The following is a 17,032-nucleotide window of genomic DNA, read 5'->3' on the forward strand; positions in this document are numbered from 1 at the left end:
AACAACGCGCCTCACTCGACAAGGCGGCCGTCACCGGATGCGTACGTAGCACTAGGGAAGCGCTCTAAAGAGAACGCCGTCAAACATAAACGCTGGTTTATGTTTTAAACCTTTAAGTCTAAGCGCCCAACGACTTTAACAAGTCGACGCTTCGACCAATCACAAAGTCTGAATAATTCGATTTCAAGTTCACCAACGCGTGATCCTCCGAGACCAAAAAGTTAGCCGCACCATCAATCGCGCACAGCAAGAATATTTCATCGTCAACATCGGTCGGCGGATAGGGGGCAGCTTCGCTGATTATTGTGACCGCGTCGAATGCTCCCATTAGATACGTGATCATCTTCAACGCACGTTCCGGCGGATGAGCGAGGTCTACTAGCTTCTCAAGATACTCACCGATGATCTTCCCACAGTATAAACCCGCGTGAAATTCTGCCACGCGGATAAGAATCCGGCGGTGAGTATTACGATCTGGCGAAGGCCGTCCGTGATCGAGCCAACCAGTCCCGGCTCCCACGATCTGGTTCGTATCCAAAACTACGCGGACAGCTTGTCCTGACATCGCTAATCGGGCTCCTTCTCTTCGAATAGTTTGCGTAAGGCTCTCGCGAAATCCGCCTGCGACCAACCTAGGGTGCGCAAGCGCTTTAGCTCCGCTTCTGCTTTAGATTGTAGATTCGCTGCCATTGTGCGAACACGATCCTTGCGTGTTGCAGCCAGTCTTGCAAACTCTTTGCCCAACGATTGCGGATCGCGGCAGACCAGGAAATCCCATTCGCCAAGACTGCCCCAATAGTTTACTGCCGAGATCCAGCGCTTCGCAGCCTGATGCTTAGCGTCCGTATCCTCGTGGGATTTGCCTTTGATTTCCAGCGCCACGTGGACTGAATTGTCGAGCCGAACAATAAAATCCGGCTCGTACACGTGAGGATTTCCGTAAAGCTCATACGGGATATTGAACTCTAGCCGGTCATTTCGGGCGTATGAGTGGACAACTCCTTCGTTTGCCAATTTTTCAAGTTGGAATACAGCGGCTTGCTCCCAAGAGCTTGTATCGCACGCGACAAAATTGAGATGGCTCGCACTCGTGGCCTGTACGGGCTTTACGGTCTTGAAGTGAACTGCGGCTGTGCTGCTGACGGGCTTATATCGATTTAATCTTGGAAGTAGGGGCGTTTCGCCTTTGTTATCGTCTGGAGTGATGGCTGCGACCAGCAGCCCGACGATTCGCTGGGTGTAGGTTTGAAGACCCACCTCACTGGGATGAAGTCCATTTAGGTCGACACGATCGCGAATGTAGTTCTGAACGATACGCAGGACCTGCGGAAAGAGCGCACTTCTGCTCTCACTACGTAGTCGCTTCTTGTTGGAATGTGCGTCCGTCAGAGCCCTTGCAATTTCCCGCGCGATTTCAAACTCGATGGTCTGCGGATGGACGGAGTCATAGTAGGTCTGTCGATTGACGAGTTCGAAACCAAACCCGCCGTGCCCGCTCGGATGTCCTATCTGATAACCAACTTGCGGTCGCACGAATGCTGCCGTTGGTGTGCTCCAAGGATCGAGTACCGTACGCTCGACTTGAGCTACATCACACGTTACCAAATTCCGTTTCAGCGAGACGACATAACCTTCGACGACCGGAAATCGGATTTCGAGCTCTTTCCGTTCGGGCAATGCGAGCACTTCGTGTTTTGGTCGATCTTCCGGCGACGGGCCTCCCCCGGGAGAACGGCCCTTGAAAGGAATGAGTGAGAATGGCACTCCAAAAATATCCACGTATTCCGCGGTGAGGAGCCCGGTGTCCGGATCAGGGGTATAATCCATTCGCCGCAGCCCTCGACCCACCACTTGTTCGCAAAGCAGCTGACTTTGAAACGCGCGCAGGCCAAGAATGTGCGTCACGTTATTAGCATCCCAACCTTCGCTGAGCATGTTCACGCTCACAACACATCGAATGTGTTCGCCCGGTTCGCCCACACGTCCAACAGTGGCGACGATTTTCCGAAGATCCTCACCGGCTTCTTTTTTTGTAGCTGCAGGGTCCTCGCTTTCGGCAGCAGCCAAAAGTTTGGAGTCGATACGGAGCGTTACCTCCGCTCCCTTGCGGTTCCAGAGCTCAGGAAAGCCTGGTAGCCCTGCCCCATAATTCTTGATGGCCCTCGATGCTCTTTTTCGCTTCTTCTTAGGCGTCTCATCCTCATCGTCGTCTTCGTCGTCTGAACCATCGACTTGAAGCAATTCTTCGCCAGAAATCGCCCGATAAAAATGTTCTGCGATACTAGTATTGTCGCAAACTACGATCATGACTGGCGGAGTGTGATCTTGCCCCGGCGATGACTTCTGGACCTGTTCCCAGCGCTCTTTCCATTCGCCAGCCAGGGTTAGCAATGCATCCTCTGCCTTGCGATATATGACGTCGGGCTTCGGCTTCCCCCCCGTCAGCTTTTCGCCGGCTCTTAAATCTCGCGTGATGTGGTCCCAGAGCTTGAAGTACTTTGGATCTGGTCGCCCTGTGTTATCCAAAGCCGGCAGCCGTGGAATTTTGGTGATTCCACTCTCAATGGCATCCACAAGAGAAAAATCGCTGACGATCCACGGAAAGGGTGAGCCTTCTGGGTAACCGCTCCCGTGAATGTAGAACGGCGTGGCGGAAAGATCGATGCAAATGCCAACCCCGCACGCCGCGTTGATCTTGTCCAATCCACTGACCCAGACTGTTGCTTCTTCTCTGTCTGCCTTTTCTTCGGGCGTTAGCTTGACGTCGTCGCTAACCGGCGACGGACGGTAAGCGTGATGTCCCTCGTCGTTCAGCACCATCAAAGGTTCAGTGTCCCACAGGTCACCCAGTCGATTCTTCGCAAATGCCTCCGGTGTTTCGGCGCCAAGTTTACCGACTTCCACGGTACCGACCTTAATCACTTCAGATTCGGGGCTAAACCAGTGCCAGTTCGTAACTAATACTTTGCCCTTGGCGAGCTCTGGCCTCATAGATGATGGAACTATATCGAACGTGTCGTAGTAGTTGTTCGGACTACCAGCGTTCAGAACGCTTAAGCGCTCCTTGATCGTCAAATTGGGGCAAACAACTATCGCCCGACGGGGATAGCGCGGGTCATTGGGTTTAGTGCCGCGATTGCAAAATGCCCACGAAATCAGCATTGCCATCAGCACCGTTTTGCCGCTGCCTGTAGCCATCTTACAAGCGTAGCGCGGGATCGGATACATCCCTGCGTCGTTGGGAATGTCGGAGAGCTTCGGATGCTGAGCCACCTTCGCTATCCACTCAGTCGGACGCGGGTTTCGTCCCTCGCTCAGCGCATTGAAATCTTCAAGCGTCAATTTTGGGGTCCACCGAGGCTTCTTCCCGAGCGCTAGAATTTCCCTCAAGTAAATGACGGTCTCCGCTGCCTCGATCTGGCAAAAGAATAGGCGCCGCGTACGGTCTTCCCGCCACCAATGTCGAAGTAGTTTCTTCGTAGTCTCGCTCGCGTTTTCCCACCCGGATTCACGCCACCTGCGCACATCATCGCGTAGCGCATTTACCAACGGAAGATCGTCTCTCTCCTCTTCTGCTAAGAATCCCAGCTGCTGTTGGGCTGTTCCGGTTCGTTCGCTTTTGAACCAATAGCTCGCGGGACGACGACCTTTGACCTTGGTAGGGACACCCGTGCTGGTGTCGTACAGCCAATGTTGATCAGGCTCGTTGTAGGGCGAGCACAGAATTGGATTTTCGACCGGCTGAATAGGAATTGGGCTTTCAGACATTTAAGCTTCGCCCATTCAGGGGATGGTGAGAACGCGTAGGCCTTCATTGCCGCGTGGATCAATGACCTTAACAGCCACGCGCCAACTTTCACCCTTCCCAATTCGCGGAGGACGAGGGAATGGCAGACTTTTCAATCCGCTAAGAGCATCGAAAGCGTCTTCGTCAATCACGTCCGCGTCGCCCAGCGCCTTTGCCAATCTCGACCATTTAGTTTTGTCCGGGAAGAACGCTTGGCAGATGCAGAAAGTCCGGCCGTCGTAATCCGTATCGAGAAACCATGCGGCAATACGCTCCTGATCCGTTGGAAACAATGTATTGCTAACCGGATCGTAGACATCCATGCCATCCACCTCGACAACGAACTCGTTGTCGGCTTGAGGAGTCGGACCTTTAACTCTCGGAGCACTGAAAACCGTGAAAAGTTGGCTGCCAGGTTGGGTTTTAAGAAGATTACCCATCGCAATGTCAGGACGAATCAATGCCATGTGCAGTCGCACCTTTGGATGGCTAGCGCTCTCGATTGCTTCCTGCGCGGCAGCGTCAAAGCCGAAACCAGCAAATACTACATCATCATAGCCTTTTCGGTTTGCAGCGCGGATTGCGTCCTCCACTTGCATAGCGGACACATTCCCAACTTCAGGGCCGATGCTGATAGCTACTCGGCGATCTTTTTTATCGCCATTCACCCATTCTCCCTCAGCGTGGACAAGTGAGGTGCCAGCCATCGGATCGAGTCGGCTAAACTTCATGTTCTTGTTGCCTGGGAAGTCAACGCCGCTCGCCTTTAACAGCCGAATGATTTTGTCTAGATGTGCCTCTGCGTTTGTCGTCGCCGCTACGCCGTCGAAAGGCTCTAACTCGTCCGGGGCACCACCTATCGGGGAATCGAGGCCGTCCTCCACCGCAATGACACCTTCCAACGTGAAGGGGCCGGTCACGCGCACCACGCCTTTTACCGGCTCTGGTTTGTCTACCAGTTCTTCCAATTTTGCATTGGCATTGATGCAAGCGTTGACGTCGTCCATCTTTGCCCGCCAGGCGGCGCGGTAGCTGGAGAGAGCCTCCTGCAGTGGTCTAGGCCATTCGGGGTCGCTATCAAAAGGTACCTCCCACTCCCTCCAACCAGCTTTAGGGATGAGGCCACGGTAGGCATCCGCTTGTCTGGGCGTGATGCCCTTCAGCGGCTTGCGGGCTGGTATAGACTTGATTAATGCCTTCTGCATGTCCGGCAGCAACCAGCGCCGTTTGTCGGCATCAGTGATGCTATTGGCGCCTTCTTCTCGGTGCTTCTGGATCAACTTCTCTCCTAACTTCTCCTTCAATCCGGCACCGGTCTTTGCGACTTCACGATTCAGCCGTACCAGCAACTGGTCAAGAACGGGCTGGTGTTTTGCAAAGATAGGATCGAGTGAGCTGTTACGAGCAATGCTTTTGAGTGTGATATGAGGAACCGCCTTACATAGAAACGTTGCTTTGCCAGGAACCTTGCCTGTTGGGTCAGTGAGCCAGGTCCCATTCGGATTTCGTGTGACGTCTTCTGCGTTCAAGGGACGAAGCTGTTGGTAGTCAAACTTCGCAGTCATAAGCCGGTGTTTGGCCAGCACCAGCGCCACTCGGCTGGAATCGCAAGTGATCCAACGTCGGCCCCATTGTTCAGCTACAAAAGCCGTTGTCCCACTTCCACACGTCGGATCTAACACCAGATCACCTGGGTCTGTGACCATCAAAAGACAGCGCTCAATCACTTTCGTTGCAGTTTGGACAACATAAATGCGATCAAGTGCGCCGCGCACGTCCATCCAAACGTTGTTCAAAGATCGAACGGGAAAGTCGTCAAAGTATCTTTTGTAGATGCGGAATCCTTCGCGAGCCACAATCCGACCAGCATTGCAAAGGCGGAGCATCCCTTCAATTGTCGTTTTCCAGTTCTTGGTCTTACCCGGATCAAAGTGGATTCCCGACCAATCAAATGGCACCGAAGTATTCGTTCGAAATCCGTCAGAGACTGCCGAATCCGTCGCGAATATCCGTGCGCCTTCTGGAAGGTTGGCTCGACCCGATATTTCATCCTCGGACGCCAAACGAACTGCTCCATTCGGGAGTTCTACATTAAAGTACTCCGCCGCCCCCTCTTCCCCCAGCTCTTTCTCGACATAGAGCGGCCGATACTTCATGCGCTCAATGTCTTTCGCGTACCACAAAACAGTGTCGGTAACAGTTGGCAGGGTGACGCTTGTGGCGCCGCCTGTTTTTCTAACTCCAATCATGGAAACGAAGTTATTCGACCCTAGCACCTCATCCATTAGACACCGAACTCGATGCAGATTTTCATCGCTTATCTGAACAAAAATGCTGCCGGTATCCGCCAAAAGTTCCTTCGCCATAGCCAGTCGATCACGCAAATAGGCAAGGTATGAGTGAATACCTAGCGTCCATGTATCGCGGTACGCTTTAACCATCTCCGGTTCGCGAGTGAGGTCTTGCTCGCGGTCCTTGACGTCGCGTTGGCCAAGCTGCGGTTGGAAATTCGATGTGAATCTGATTCCGTAGGGTGGGTCGATGTAGATCATCTGCAGTTTGTTAGCGAGGTCTTCGCGCCTCGCGAGACTCGCCATCACTTGCAGCGAATCGCCCAAGATCATGCGGTTCGCCCAATCCATATCGTGCTGATAAAATTGCACCGCTTTCGCATATTCGTGCTGCGGATCGGCAAAGAGATCGCGATCGATATCCTCTCTCGCCAAAACTCTCAAAATGGCTTGGGTGGAAATGCGCTCGTGCATGTGAAGCGCTACGGGGTCAACCTCGAACCAAAGCTTCTCTCGCTTGCCGCTCCACTCCAGCCACGGCTCATGCCGCCTCAGCGCATCTACCAATACCTTCGCTTCATCGGCCGAAAGGGCACGTTGTCGCGCTAGCGCGATCAGCTGAGGTAGTTTGTCTGTCGCTGTGCCGTCTTTCGCAGAGCGAAGGACTGTAGGAAGATGCGGATTGTACTCGTAGCGAATTCGCGGAGCCTTCCCTAGAACACCCTGTGCCTCAAGTCCCGCTGGCGGAATATTCTTCCGTTTGGCCGAATACTTGATCGACGTAATCGCCTCACCAGCTTTATCAGTCGAGGCTGGATTGGCCTTTCCCTTACGCGCCATGGGCGAGACAACTCACTTGGTGAATAGAAATGGGGTTCTGCGTTAAGCCGATCATTACCGGTCCTTAAACAACTCGATAGCTGGGGTAGGCATTTTTCCACCTTGAAGTCGCACCCTTGACCTCTGAACGGCCTGTCTACAATCTCACGCTCGTTCAAGTTGCGCTAGGATGAAGTTCTGCCAGTCCCAGGGCTGGAATCCCATAAGACTGGGTCAGCCATCTAATCATTACGTCTAGCCTGGTGAACCGCGAAATAAGCCATTTGACTATGACATCCACTGCGTTGTTCTGGCCGGTATTATCTACTGTCATAGCCACGCGTTGAAGGTTTGCCCCAACCGGGAGCCCAATTACCGGTCGAGTTGCTGTCGTTTACTGCTCTCCACGAGATCACGAACGACCCGGCCCAAATGCACCACAACTTGATCGTCAGGACCGTCCGGCGGAGGACTGGATTAAGGGTCGACGTCAGCTACAGGCCAAACGACAGCATTTTCAGTATCAGCTGTTGTCCGACGTGCGCGTTTCATTGATGACGGCGACCACCCTCTGATTTGGGTCACCCCGTGACAAAGTTCATCGCATATTTTCGCGTGTCTACCGAACGCCAGGGCAAATCCGGCCTCGGTTTGGCGGCCCAACACCGCAAGATTGCCGAGTTCGTGGGAAGTGTCGGAACGCTCATCGCCCAATTCACTGACGTTCAATCTGGACGAGACGATTCCCGCACAGAGCTTCAGAAGGCCATCCACCTTGCCAAGCGCGAGAACGCAAAGATCGTCATTGCTCGCCTTGATCGCTTCTCGCGTCGTGTCAGCTTCATCGCAAGCATTCTTGAGCAGGGCATCGGCTTGGTCTGTGCTGAGATGCCCAACGCAACCGATTTTCAGCTTCACATCTTCGCTGCGCTGGCCCAGGAAGAGCGTCGGTTGATTTCCGAACGGACCAAGGCTGCATTGGCCGAGGCGAAACGCAGAGGGAAGATTCTTGGATTGAATGGTCGGTGTTTGGCCACGAAGAACCGCAGAGCCGCTGACGAATTTGCATCCCAACTCAGGGCCAAATTAGATACGGATTTATTGCGGCGATCTTACAGCGAGATTGCGCGGCACTTGAATGATGCGGGAATTACGACGACAACCGGACGGAAGTTCTATCCGCAAACGGTCAAGAATTACATGAGACGGTGGCCTGAGGACGTTGGTCCCACCCATGGCAAGTCATCTTCGGGTAAGACGTTATGACCCGTCGGCTCGTTCTCATATCCTGCTCCGATTAAAAACGTCTTGCTCTGAAGTCCAATCCAATTGCGGGTGACCAATCGTCTAATGGGAGAAATTCATGGCTGCAGCGAGGAAGCGCAACACAAAGTCCGATCCAGAACACCACCTGATCGGCAGAATTCAGTCTAATTCGTTTAGTTACTATATCTCTGATCATCACACGCAGGGACATCAATTCGTGGACGACGAGGCGATCATCGAACTGAGCACCACCGTTGTGAAAATCGAACCTCCGAATGCAGATCATCTCGGTGCAGAGCTGGCGTGCTCTTTGGTCTGCGCCCGACGCTTTGATGGAAGCCTTGCGGAAAACGGTACAGGTCGTCCCTTCTTTTTGTCGGTAGCGCTCAAGCGCAATCAGCGATCCATGTTGGCGTATTTGCCTTCAGATGCTTTTTGGGCTTTGCAGTCGCGTCTTGAGGCGGGAAGTATTACCCACGTCGAGCTTAGCTATCTAAAGCCGGTTAGAGGCGCCGGTGAACTTACAAGTATCCATCTACGATCCGGAGAATAGCCAAAGCTGAACGTTGCAGGAAATTCCGGGTGCGAATGTCGGCATTTGGCCGCGAAGAATCGCAAAGCCGCTGACGACTTTGCATCCCACCTCAGCGAACAATTGGATGCGGATCTATTGCAGCGTTCTTACAGCGAGATTGCGCGGCACTTAAACGATGCGGGGATTACGACGGCAACAGGCCGGAAATTTTATCCGCAAACGGTAAAGAACTACATGAGTAGGATCGGCCCCCGACCGTCGCTTGCAGACTACGATCGAAAGACACTTTCTCGGTGATAGCGAAGATATTTCTTAGCTTCTTCTGATTGGCTCAGATCAATTTTGCCGTTCACGTGCAGCTTTGGATCACCGTCGTCTGTTAGTTTGGAAGAACTGACCATTATCCCTGCATCGTTAAAGGTGATCAGGCCTGCGTCAAACAGGGCGTCAAGGTGAACGGTGAGCAAGAGTCCATTCGCGGGATCGAGCCGTTCCTTATTAGACGATGATCGCCACGGCTTTATATGAGAAGCTCGAAGCAGTTCAGGCGTTGTGCAACGAGTTACGGCGCAGGCGCGGCCCCACCGCTCCTCCAAACGCCGTCTGAATTCCCCTTGCCCTAGTCTCGCGTCAATAAGAGCCTTCCGCGTGGTTGGCTTGAGTTTTCCTTCGTTAATTAAACCCTCCACGTCTGCGGTGGCATCGGTCGTGGAGTATCCACAGGACTTCCTGATGTTATCAGCAATAAGGTGATCTTTGCCCAACGGGATTCGATCTAGGATACGGAGAGCCTGCACGCGTTCGATCTCTTGGTAAGCGCCATACATGCTGACGAGACGCCGCCGTCCTGTTATCGACATCGCTTCAAGCTCTACGGGGTCGGCAAGTGCCAGATAGTGGTCTGCTGGGCACGTCCAGGATACAAACCACTGATGCTCCTTCTTCCAGTGCGAAAGAAATTTGCGATAGTTGCCCGAATATTTCTTCCGGACCTTTTCTAGGCTCCAGACTTCCTCGGGGAATTGCTGCCTATCAATGATCAAGCCGGATAGACGAGCTCGCTCCTTGCTATGTTTGTTTCCAAATAGAGCCGTCGATCGTCCGGCCACAGCTACCAGATATTGCTTGCCTCCATGACTTGCCGTCATAAAGACGAATATGTCGCCAGCCACCTTATCCAGCTCTTGGTTTCCAAATCCCTCGGTATGGAATGCGTGCTTTGCCACGCCTCTATCGCTGAAAGTAAGTCGAGGCGAGTTATTCCATTCCTCGTGTCCGAACCCGTGATCGGCCGGATAACCACTGACAAACCGCTCTCCTGACGGTCGCTGATATCCCTGACTGTTCCAAACGACTGGCTTGATAAAGTAGAGAGCCACCCTCGTCCCTCCCCGAGTACGTGATGCGGCTCGCATCATCAACCAGACGTTGACCTAACGCAATACACCAGCATACTTTATCCAGCTCGGCTGGAAGCGCTTTCAACAACGCTTCGGGCATTCAGCTGCACGAGGAGCACGAGGTCGAGTATGTCGTTTTGGTGGGTGAACCAGAATCAGACTGGAAAATACGAGATTGCCGGCGGGTTTATGTGGTCGCCAAAGCGAAATCGGAACGGGAGCTTCAATCGATTCTACGAGAATATGCGACTCGTTGATTCAGGAGATCTCGTCTTCTCGTATTTTGATCAATTGATTCAGTATGTCGGCTTGGTCCAAAAGCCCGCGGTTTCAGGTGCGAGACCAGCAGAATTCGCCCACACAATTTGGGATACTGATGGTTGGTTAGTGCCCGTCGAGTGGCACCGTCCTCCGGTCATCGTCAGACCCAAGGATATGCTTGCGGTACTGCGTCCACTTCTTCCAAGTAAGTATTCGCCTCTTCAGCGTGAAACCGGAAACGGCCTTCAGAGCGTCTATCTCGCAGCAGTGCCCGAATCTATGGCCACGGAACTCCTACGTCCCTTGGGCAGCTGGCGAGCAAGTTCGAGCTCCATCGCTCCCGAAACGGTCAAGTTGGAGAGCGCTATCGATCAACTTGAAGATCAGATCGAGGCTGGGATCAAAAACGACACCTCGATTGATGAGACAGAGCGACAAGCGGTTGTGCTGGCTCGCCGCGGTCAGGGGCGGTTTCGCAAGAACTTATGTGAGATTGAAAAAGGCTGCCGTATTACTCAAATTTCGGATCCAAGATTGCTCCGCGCGAGTCACATAAAGCCGTGGCGTGCGTGCGCGAGCAATCATGAAAGATTGGATGGTAATAACGGGCTTCTGCTGTCGCCACATGTCGATCTACTCTTTGATCGCGGCTACATCTCCTTCGGGGATGACGGGACCCTATTGCGCTCGCCTCGCATTAATCCCGTAGATTTCGCGCGGCTCGGCATATCGACTGAACAGGGCTTCGGCGTAACGCCTTTCAATGGCACTCAGGCAAAGTACCTGGATTTCCATCGGAGCTCGGTTTTTCTGAGCAATAACGCATAGCCAGCCGACGCTGCCAGTCTATCCGACCAGACAGCGCGATTTGTACGACGGGAGAATTTAAAGTCCCTCAGTGACGCCTGGAAATTCTAACAGATACTCGAGAAGGCGGCTTCCCAACCCGAGCGAAGCAAAAGAGGTGAGCCGCTCGAGACTGGTACTGTGTTTAATTGCCGAAACCGCCACTCGGCCAGATGTTCGCCGGTTGGGTATCGAGCAATCTCGCGACGGGCGATCCTTGGAAGGCCTCAAGAGCTTTATTTGCTTCACGCATTCGCTGCTGAAAATCCGGCGAATTGATCGTTTCTCGAAAAACTCTGATCGCTTCATTCAGGTCCCGAAGGAATGGCGAACCTTGAAATGCGACGATCGCTTCATGAATGCTCACCACAAACTCAGGAACATTGTGGTGAATAGCTTGGGTCGCTTGTCGAGTTTCGTACTCGTGTTGACGTCGCGCAGCCTCCATATGCTCTGGGCCAGACGCGGCCCACTTTCGCTGCAAGCGTCGTACAAAGCTTAGCTCGGTGCATCGCGAGTCGCTACCTTCGCGATATACGATCTTAATGGCGGCTGTGGGCGTCAGAGTTTGGTTGCGAACCCTCAGGTCAGCTACCCTCCTGAGACGCTGATTATCATTTTTGCCCTCTCCGGGCGGTCGTCCGCGTCGACGCTTCTCGGTGTCCATGATCCTCTCCGCGTTACCGTGAACGAAAGCCTACGCAGCTTCGCATCGAATTCCAGCGCGAAAAAATCGAAAAGCTTAGGTTTTTTCGCGACATAAATTGTCGCCGCCGATTCGTTGTGGAGCGACAATAATTTGGTCTGCTGCTTTCCAGCGAAGTGGCGAGCGATCCAATTCCGCATGGGAACCGCGACACAGAGCGAACCAACCGCACCGGCATATGGACCTAGAATACCCCCTCGACTGTTTGTTCTCGCCCTCTATGCGCGGCGCGACCACGTAACGGAGAAACTGATTCCTGCCACTCTCATTCCGATTAGTCGTTGCGCGGGGCAAGGGCGAAGTCTTCAGTCTCGCGAGGCCACGGACGCAAAGTAGCGCTGAGACTTGGGCCAAGTTCGAGCGGAGACATCTTCGCTAACGACCAAAAAACAAGAGCGCGAAGGATGATCTGAGCCGCTGCGGAAGAAGAGTGATTTAACAGAGCCGGTTGCCAACGCCCTCAATTCTCCGGCAGCAAAAAAGGCTTCATCTCTCTCCGCACTTCAACGTAGGACGCCCAATCCATGTCGGAATGCTCAACCATGTGCCCGATAATTGGACGTATGTATCCATCTAGTTCGAGAAACAACTGTCGGCGAGCACTAGTACCGGGAACAATCTCTCTCAATCGCTTTCCCAAATGGACAATCAAAGTCCGATAGCCTTGCTCAATCCCGGTTTGCGGATCCTTGTTGCCCGTCAGCTCCTTAAAGCGCAAAAGGAGACGTTGATAGTCGGTCGTTGTTTTGGCCACGTAGCGTGCGATCGTCTTCTTCACGTCCACAAAATTTTGGTAGCGATAGGGATCTGACAAGAACTCGAGTAACGAGATCGCTTGAACGAACTTGAGCGATTGATCCTCCACCTCCAATAACGAGCCGTACAGGCGCAGCGCATGAGCAACGTGGTGCCCGACCTCTCCGTCAAGCGGAGCGGGGACGTGAAAACGATCTATTGGCAAGCCCAATCCTCGCGTCGGGAAGTGAGTAAAGGCAGCGCCGCCTATTATGCGGCCTTGCTTTAGTTGGGCGTTATAGAGCAGAGCCCCAGCCATCATGTGATTGCTGTCGATCTGTCCTGCTTTGGCAGGAAGGGTGTCGACAAGGTCCAAACGGCAGAGCTGAAATCGAATCGAGTCGAGCGCGAGCGCGTCTGCCTTCTCGGAAAGAAACTGGATGAAATCTAAATGATCGTTATGACTACCAGCGATCAGTGCGTCCCAATCAAAACTCAAGGGAAACGCTATCAGCGTTTGATGGTCAAAGGTCTCGACGTCTACCCCCGAAATGGCGGATTGATGCCATGCCAGGCTATCGTTTGGGCCAGACCGCTGAATATTGAGGGATGCAAACGTGACCTCTCCGCTCGGGAAGATAATTATCTCTTCTAAGAACTCGATAGAGCATTCGACCAGGGTGCGAGCCCAAGGCAGTACAACCAAATGCACGCCTGGCCTTAGCCAGGCTCCGCAATGAGACAGAATATCTTCGTCCATAACGCTTCCATTATCTCGTAGCTGGTAGCATCTTCGCGCGGCCTCGCGATCTCCAAGGTTGTTTGATGGCGGCTTGTCCGGCTACGCTCGTAAAATTCGGGATCATCGGGATTCGCGGGCCGTGGCCAGCACTTACCCAGTGCGCGGCTCGCGACCCAGGATTGAACATGCGGCCAAAGAAGTCCAGCTAGACAAGCGGGGAAGAGAGGATAATCCGAGAGTGCTCGATCTGACCCTTCAGTCAGCAACGCAGCCCCCATTTTCCCACGGGGGAATTCTAGGTGTCTGTGTGACCTTTTTTGGGAATGTTTATTTCCCGTCCAGCGTTCGTTCGTCGGCTGGCATTTGGATAACAATGCCATCAGGGGAAAGTACGTCAAAATCCGGCGCCTTCCCACTGACCCTCTGGATAAACTTCGCTGGTTCCTCAGGATCGACGAACAGAGTCATGCCCTGACCGTCTCGGAAGACCACCTCAAAGCGCTGAGTGTCAGGGTCCACGGTCAGGCGCAACTCGCTGATCAAAGATTGCAGCCTCGATGCGATCTGAGCGCGGAGCTTGTATACGTCCCCACCTCTGGCGGCCCGCACACGCTCGACCAACTCCGCGACGTGGTCGGGTCGTCGGTAGTAAGTCAATGCTGTCTGGTCGAGGACCGCGATCTCGTGGCGAAGTTGCTTCTCCAGGTTCTTCGCTGCAACCAACTCTAGTTCAGTCTTCTTGATCCGCTCCGCAATGAATGCGCTGTCGAAATCCGCCATTTTCAAGCCGATCTCGTAGGCCTTGCGCTGCTCGTCCTCCAACAATCTTATTTTGCCGATGGCGGCATCAAGACTGAGCGCAACCTCATTGCGCTTGGACGAATGTTCACTCGACGACACGAGCGATGCCAGATCAAGCTGCTCGACGAACGATAAGAACGTAGACTCGAATTGATCATATCGCCACCGACCCGTCATCTCGCAACCGCCGCCGCGGAGCGCCTTCGAGCAAACGAGATACGTTCGCCCTTTTGGGGGAACTCCCTTGTTTTGATAGTGCATGGGCTCGCCGCAATAGTCGCAGACGGCCAATTTCGAGAAGAGATTCGTGTACTGCTTACCGTGTCGTCCGCCTCGTGGTCCCGCTTCTTTCTCCTTCTCGGGTCGCGCTTCACGCCATCGTTCAAGCCGGCCGCGCTGTGCTGTTTCGAAAACCTCTTGCATAACGATTCGAGGAAAATAGCCTTGGATTGGCTGGCCCTCGGGCAGACGCTTCCTGCCCTCCACGCGATTGGGCTGAAACGCACCGGTCGCCGCAGCTCCGCTGAGTATCTTATTGACGGTTGAGTTTTGCCAGCCTCCCTTGCCCTTAAAGGTAGGAATGCCATCAGCGTTGAGGCGGCGCACGATTGTATACGTTCCGTGACCTTTCGCAGCTTCCTCAAAAATTCGACGGACAATCGCTGCCCGCTCCTCAATGATCTCAAATCCGCTGCGGTCCGGGGAAAGGCGCAGCCAGCTCGGACACCGGGCCGTTAACTTCATTTGGCCCGCACTTGTGCGCTTAGCCGCCCACGCGTGTTTCAGGCGATGGCTTTTCACGTCCGATTCTTCGTGGCTGCGCTGCATGATCGTGAGCGCCATTAGGAGTCGGTAGAAGTCGAGATTGTCCTCTGTAAAGACTTCAAGCGGATTCAAGGTGACCATTACGACGCCTGCATTGATCACCTCCAAGAAGGGCTGGAGAGCTTTCGCTGGTGCTTGCCGGCTCAAGCGATCGATTGATTCCACGAGCAAATAGGAGCCTCTTGGAACTTTTCCGGCTCGGATCGCCCCCAGGAACGCTCCGAGTGCACCTGTGGCAATATTCGCGCCCCGAAAGCCGGAGACACCGAGGTCTTTAAGCTCTGTCAGCTGGAGGCCTTGCCGTTCTGCGTAGGCTCGTGAGGCATCAAGCTGCCGGCGTAGGCTGTCGCCTTGAAGCTGAGTGTCTGTAGACATCCTGATGTAGGAAAACGCCTTAACAGGAGACTTTTCGGGTGAATTATCCATCTGAAATTACTATCGTTTTTTATAATAATTGTCCACCATATCCTCATGATCGGCTCGCCCGGCGCCGGCAAGTCGATGCTGGCGGCGCGGCTGCCTTCGATCCTGCCACCGCTGTCGCCGTCCGAATTGCTCGAAGTCTCGATGATCGCCTCCGTCGCCGGCGAGATCCGTGACGGCGCCCTGACCGCGCGGCGCCCGTTCCGCAGCCCGCATCATTCCGCCAGCATGGCGGCGCTGACCGGTGGCGGCATGCGCGCCAAGCCCGGCGAGATCTCGCTCGCGCATCAGGGCGTGCTGTTCCTCGACGAATTGCCGGAGTTCGATCCGCGCGTGCTGGATTCGCTGCGCCAGCCGCTGGAGAACGGCGAGGTTTCGGTGAGCCGGGCCAACCATCGCGTCACCTATCCGGCGCGCTTCATGCTGGTCGCGGCGATGAACCCGTGCCGCTGCGGCCACGCCTATGAGCCCGGTTATTCCTGCAAGCGCGGCCGGCTCGACCGCTGCACCTCAGACTACCAGATGCGGATCTCCGGTCCGCTGATGGATCGCATCGATCTGCGGATCGAGGTCCCGGCCGTGACCGCAGCCGATCTGATCCTGCCGCCGCCGGCCGAGGGCTCGGCCGAGGTCGCCGCCCGGGTTGCGGTCGCGCGCGACATCCAGCTCGCACGCTACGCGGCGGCCGGCATGCCGCAGGTCCGCACCAATGCCGAAGCGCCGAGCGCGCTGCTCGAGACCATCGCGCAGCCCGACGCGCATGGCCAGAAGCTGCTCCGCGAGGCGGCCGAGAACATGCACCTCACCGCGCGCGGCTATCACCGCGTGCTGCGGGTGGCGCGCACGCTCGCCGACCTCGACGGCGCCGAAACGATCGGCCGGCTGCATCTCGCCGAAGCGCTGTCCTATCGTGCATTGGCCGACGATTTGCGCCGCGCGGCGTGACTCGAACCGCAGCACCGTCCCGATTCATGCCGGAATCATCCGCGTCAACACGACGGTAACCACTCTCATTTACGCTGCGCAAACCATAAGCACCGCGATCCGCGGCAAGCTTGGGTCGAGAGTTGTGTCATGTTGCGTATGAAGGTTTTGGCCTCGGTGGTCCCCCTTGCCGTGGCCGCGGTATTCGCCCGCGCTGAAATCCTGCCGGGCCCCCGGCCCTGCATCGAGGTCGGCGGCGCCACGATGCAGATCGCATCGGTCCCCTGGCAGGCGCAGCTTCACGTCAGCTTCACCGACGACCCCAGCCTTGCCACCGTCCGGGTCCGGGTCGCCGACAGCGCCGAGGCCGCCGACTTCACTGTGATCGACGACATCGACGATGCCGAGGCCGGCGCCTGCGAAAGCAACGCTGTGCCGCAGCTGATCGGGATTTCCGGCGCGCCGACCGCAACCGGCCCCATCATCTATCTTTCCCATGACGGCCCGTTCGATTACCGCGTCTACGTGCAGTCGAAGACCTTCTCGGCGCGCGATGCCGCAGCCCTGATCGTCAGCGCCCGCGGCGGACACCGCCGCCTCGAAGCGGCATCGCTCGCGCCGCACGCGCGCTTCGTCGACCAGACAATGGCGGAGTTAACCCCCCGCTAACC

Annotated in this window: 11 protein-coding genes and 1 pseudogene; 5 read left to right on the forward strand and 7 right to left on the reverse strand. The window is 54.9% G+C overall.

The genetic code is table 11. From position 1 onward, the window contains the following. Positions 1-118 precede the first annotated feature (118 nt). From ACE103_RS42815 to ACE103_RS42825, 3 genes are read right to left on the reverse strand one after another with little or no spacing between them, the layout of a single operon-like run. Positions 119-565, reverse strand: a complete 447-nt coding sequence (locus tag ACE103_RS42815) for a PIN domain-containing protein (RefSeq protein ID WP_375777824.1) — start codon at positions 563-565, stop codon at positions 119-121. Between the two features lie 2 nt (positions 566-567). Then, complete coding sequence (locus ACE103_RS42820; protein WP_375777825.1) at positions 568-3,768, reverse strand: DEAD/DEAH box helicase; 3,201 nt, start codon at positions 3,766-3,768, stop codon at positions 568-570. Between the two features lie 15 nt (positions 3,769-3,783). Further along, on the reverse strand, positions 3,784-6,918 hold the full coding sequence (locus ACE103_RS42825; protein WP_375777826.1) for a site-specific DNA-methyltransferase: 3,135 nt from the start codon (positions 6,916-6,918) through the stop codon (positions 3,784-3,786). 567 nt (positions 6,919-7,485) lie between these two features. Here ACE103_RS42825 and ACE103_RS42830 point away from each other — a divergent pair. Next, positions 7,486-8,163, forward strand: coding sequence for a recombinase family protein (locus ACE103_RS42830; protein ID WP_375777827.1), 678 nt, complete (start codon positions 7,486-7,488; stop codon positions 8,161-8,163). Between the two features lie 97 nt (positions 8,164-8,260). Next, positions 8,261-8,716: a hypothetical protein gene (locus tag ACE103_RS42835; protein WP_375777828.1), complete on the forward strand. Its 456-nt coding sequence runs from the start codon at positions 8,261-8,263 to the stop codon at positions 8,714-8,716. Between the two features lie 251 nt (positions 8,717-8,967). Here ACE103_RS42835 and ACE103_RS42840 read toward each other — a convergent pair whose 3' ends face one another. Further along, positions 8,968-10,077, reverse strand: coding sequence for an HNH endonuclease (locus tag ACE103_RS42840; RefSeq protein ID WP_375777829.1), 1,110 nt, complete (start codon positions 10,075-10,077; stop codon positions 8,968-8,970). A gap of 150 nt (positions 10,078-10,227) precedes the next feature. Between ACE103_RS42840 and ACE103_RS42845 the strand changes: the two genes are divergently transcribed. Continuing rightward, on the forward strand, positions 10,228-11,187 hold the full coding sequence (locus tag ACE103_RS42845; protein ID WP_375777830.1) for an HNH endonuclease: 960 nt from the start codon (positions 10,228-10,230) through the stop codon (positions 11,185-11,187). Between the two features lie 163 nt (positions 11,188-11,350). Here ACE103_RS42845 and ACE103_RS42850 read toward each other — a convergent pair whose 3' ends face one another. The 3 genes from ACE103_RS42850 to ACE103_RS42860 all read right to left on the reverse strand — a co-directional run bounded on the left by ACE103_RS42850 (position 11,351) and on the right by ACE103_RS42860 (position 15,440). Further along, positions 11,351-11,872 (reverse strand): hypothetical protein, encoded by a 522-nt coding sequence (locus ACE103_RS42850; RefSeq protein ID WP_375777831.1) that lies wholly within the window; start codon positions 11,870-11,872, stop codon positions 11,351-11,353. 499 nt (positions 11,873-12,371) lie between these two features. Then, the gene (locus tag ACE103_RS42855; protein ID WP_375777832.1) at positions 12,372-13,406 is read right to left on the reverse strand and encodes a hypothetical protein; all 1,035 of its coding nucleotides are present in this window, start codon (positions 13,404-13,406) and stop codon (positions 12,372-12,374) included. A gap of 309 nt (positions 13,407-13,715) precedes the next feature. Beyond that, positions 13,716-15,440, reverse strand: coding sequence for a recombinase family protein (locus ACE103_RS42860; protein WP_375777833.1), 1,725 nt, complete (start codon positions 15,438-15,440; stop codon positions 13,716-13,718). Between the two features lie 33 nt (positions 15,441-15,473). Between ACE103_RS42860 and ACE103_RS42865 the strand changes: the two are divergent. Both ACE103_RS42865 and ACE103_RS42870 read left to right on the forward strand, forming a co-directional pair. Next, positions 15,474-16,382 (forward strand): annotated as a pseudogene (locus ACE103_RS42865) (YifB family Mg chelatase-like AAA ATPase); the annotation flags it as partial. A gap of 129 nt (positions 16,383-16,511) precedes the next feature. Next, entirely contained in the window at positions 16,512-17,030 is a 519-nt protein-coding gene (locus ACE103_RS42870) for a hypothetical protein (RefSeq protein WP_375777834.1), read from the forward strand. The last annotated feature ends 2 nt before the right edge of the window (positions 17,031-17,032 follow it).

Source organism: Bradyrhizobium sp. ma5 (assembly GCF_042258955.1).
Lineage (GTDB): Bacteria > Pseudomonadota > Alphaproteobacteria > Rhizobiales > Xanthobacteraceae > Bradyrhizobium.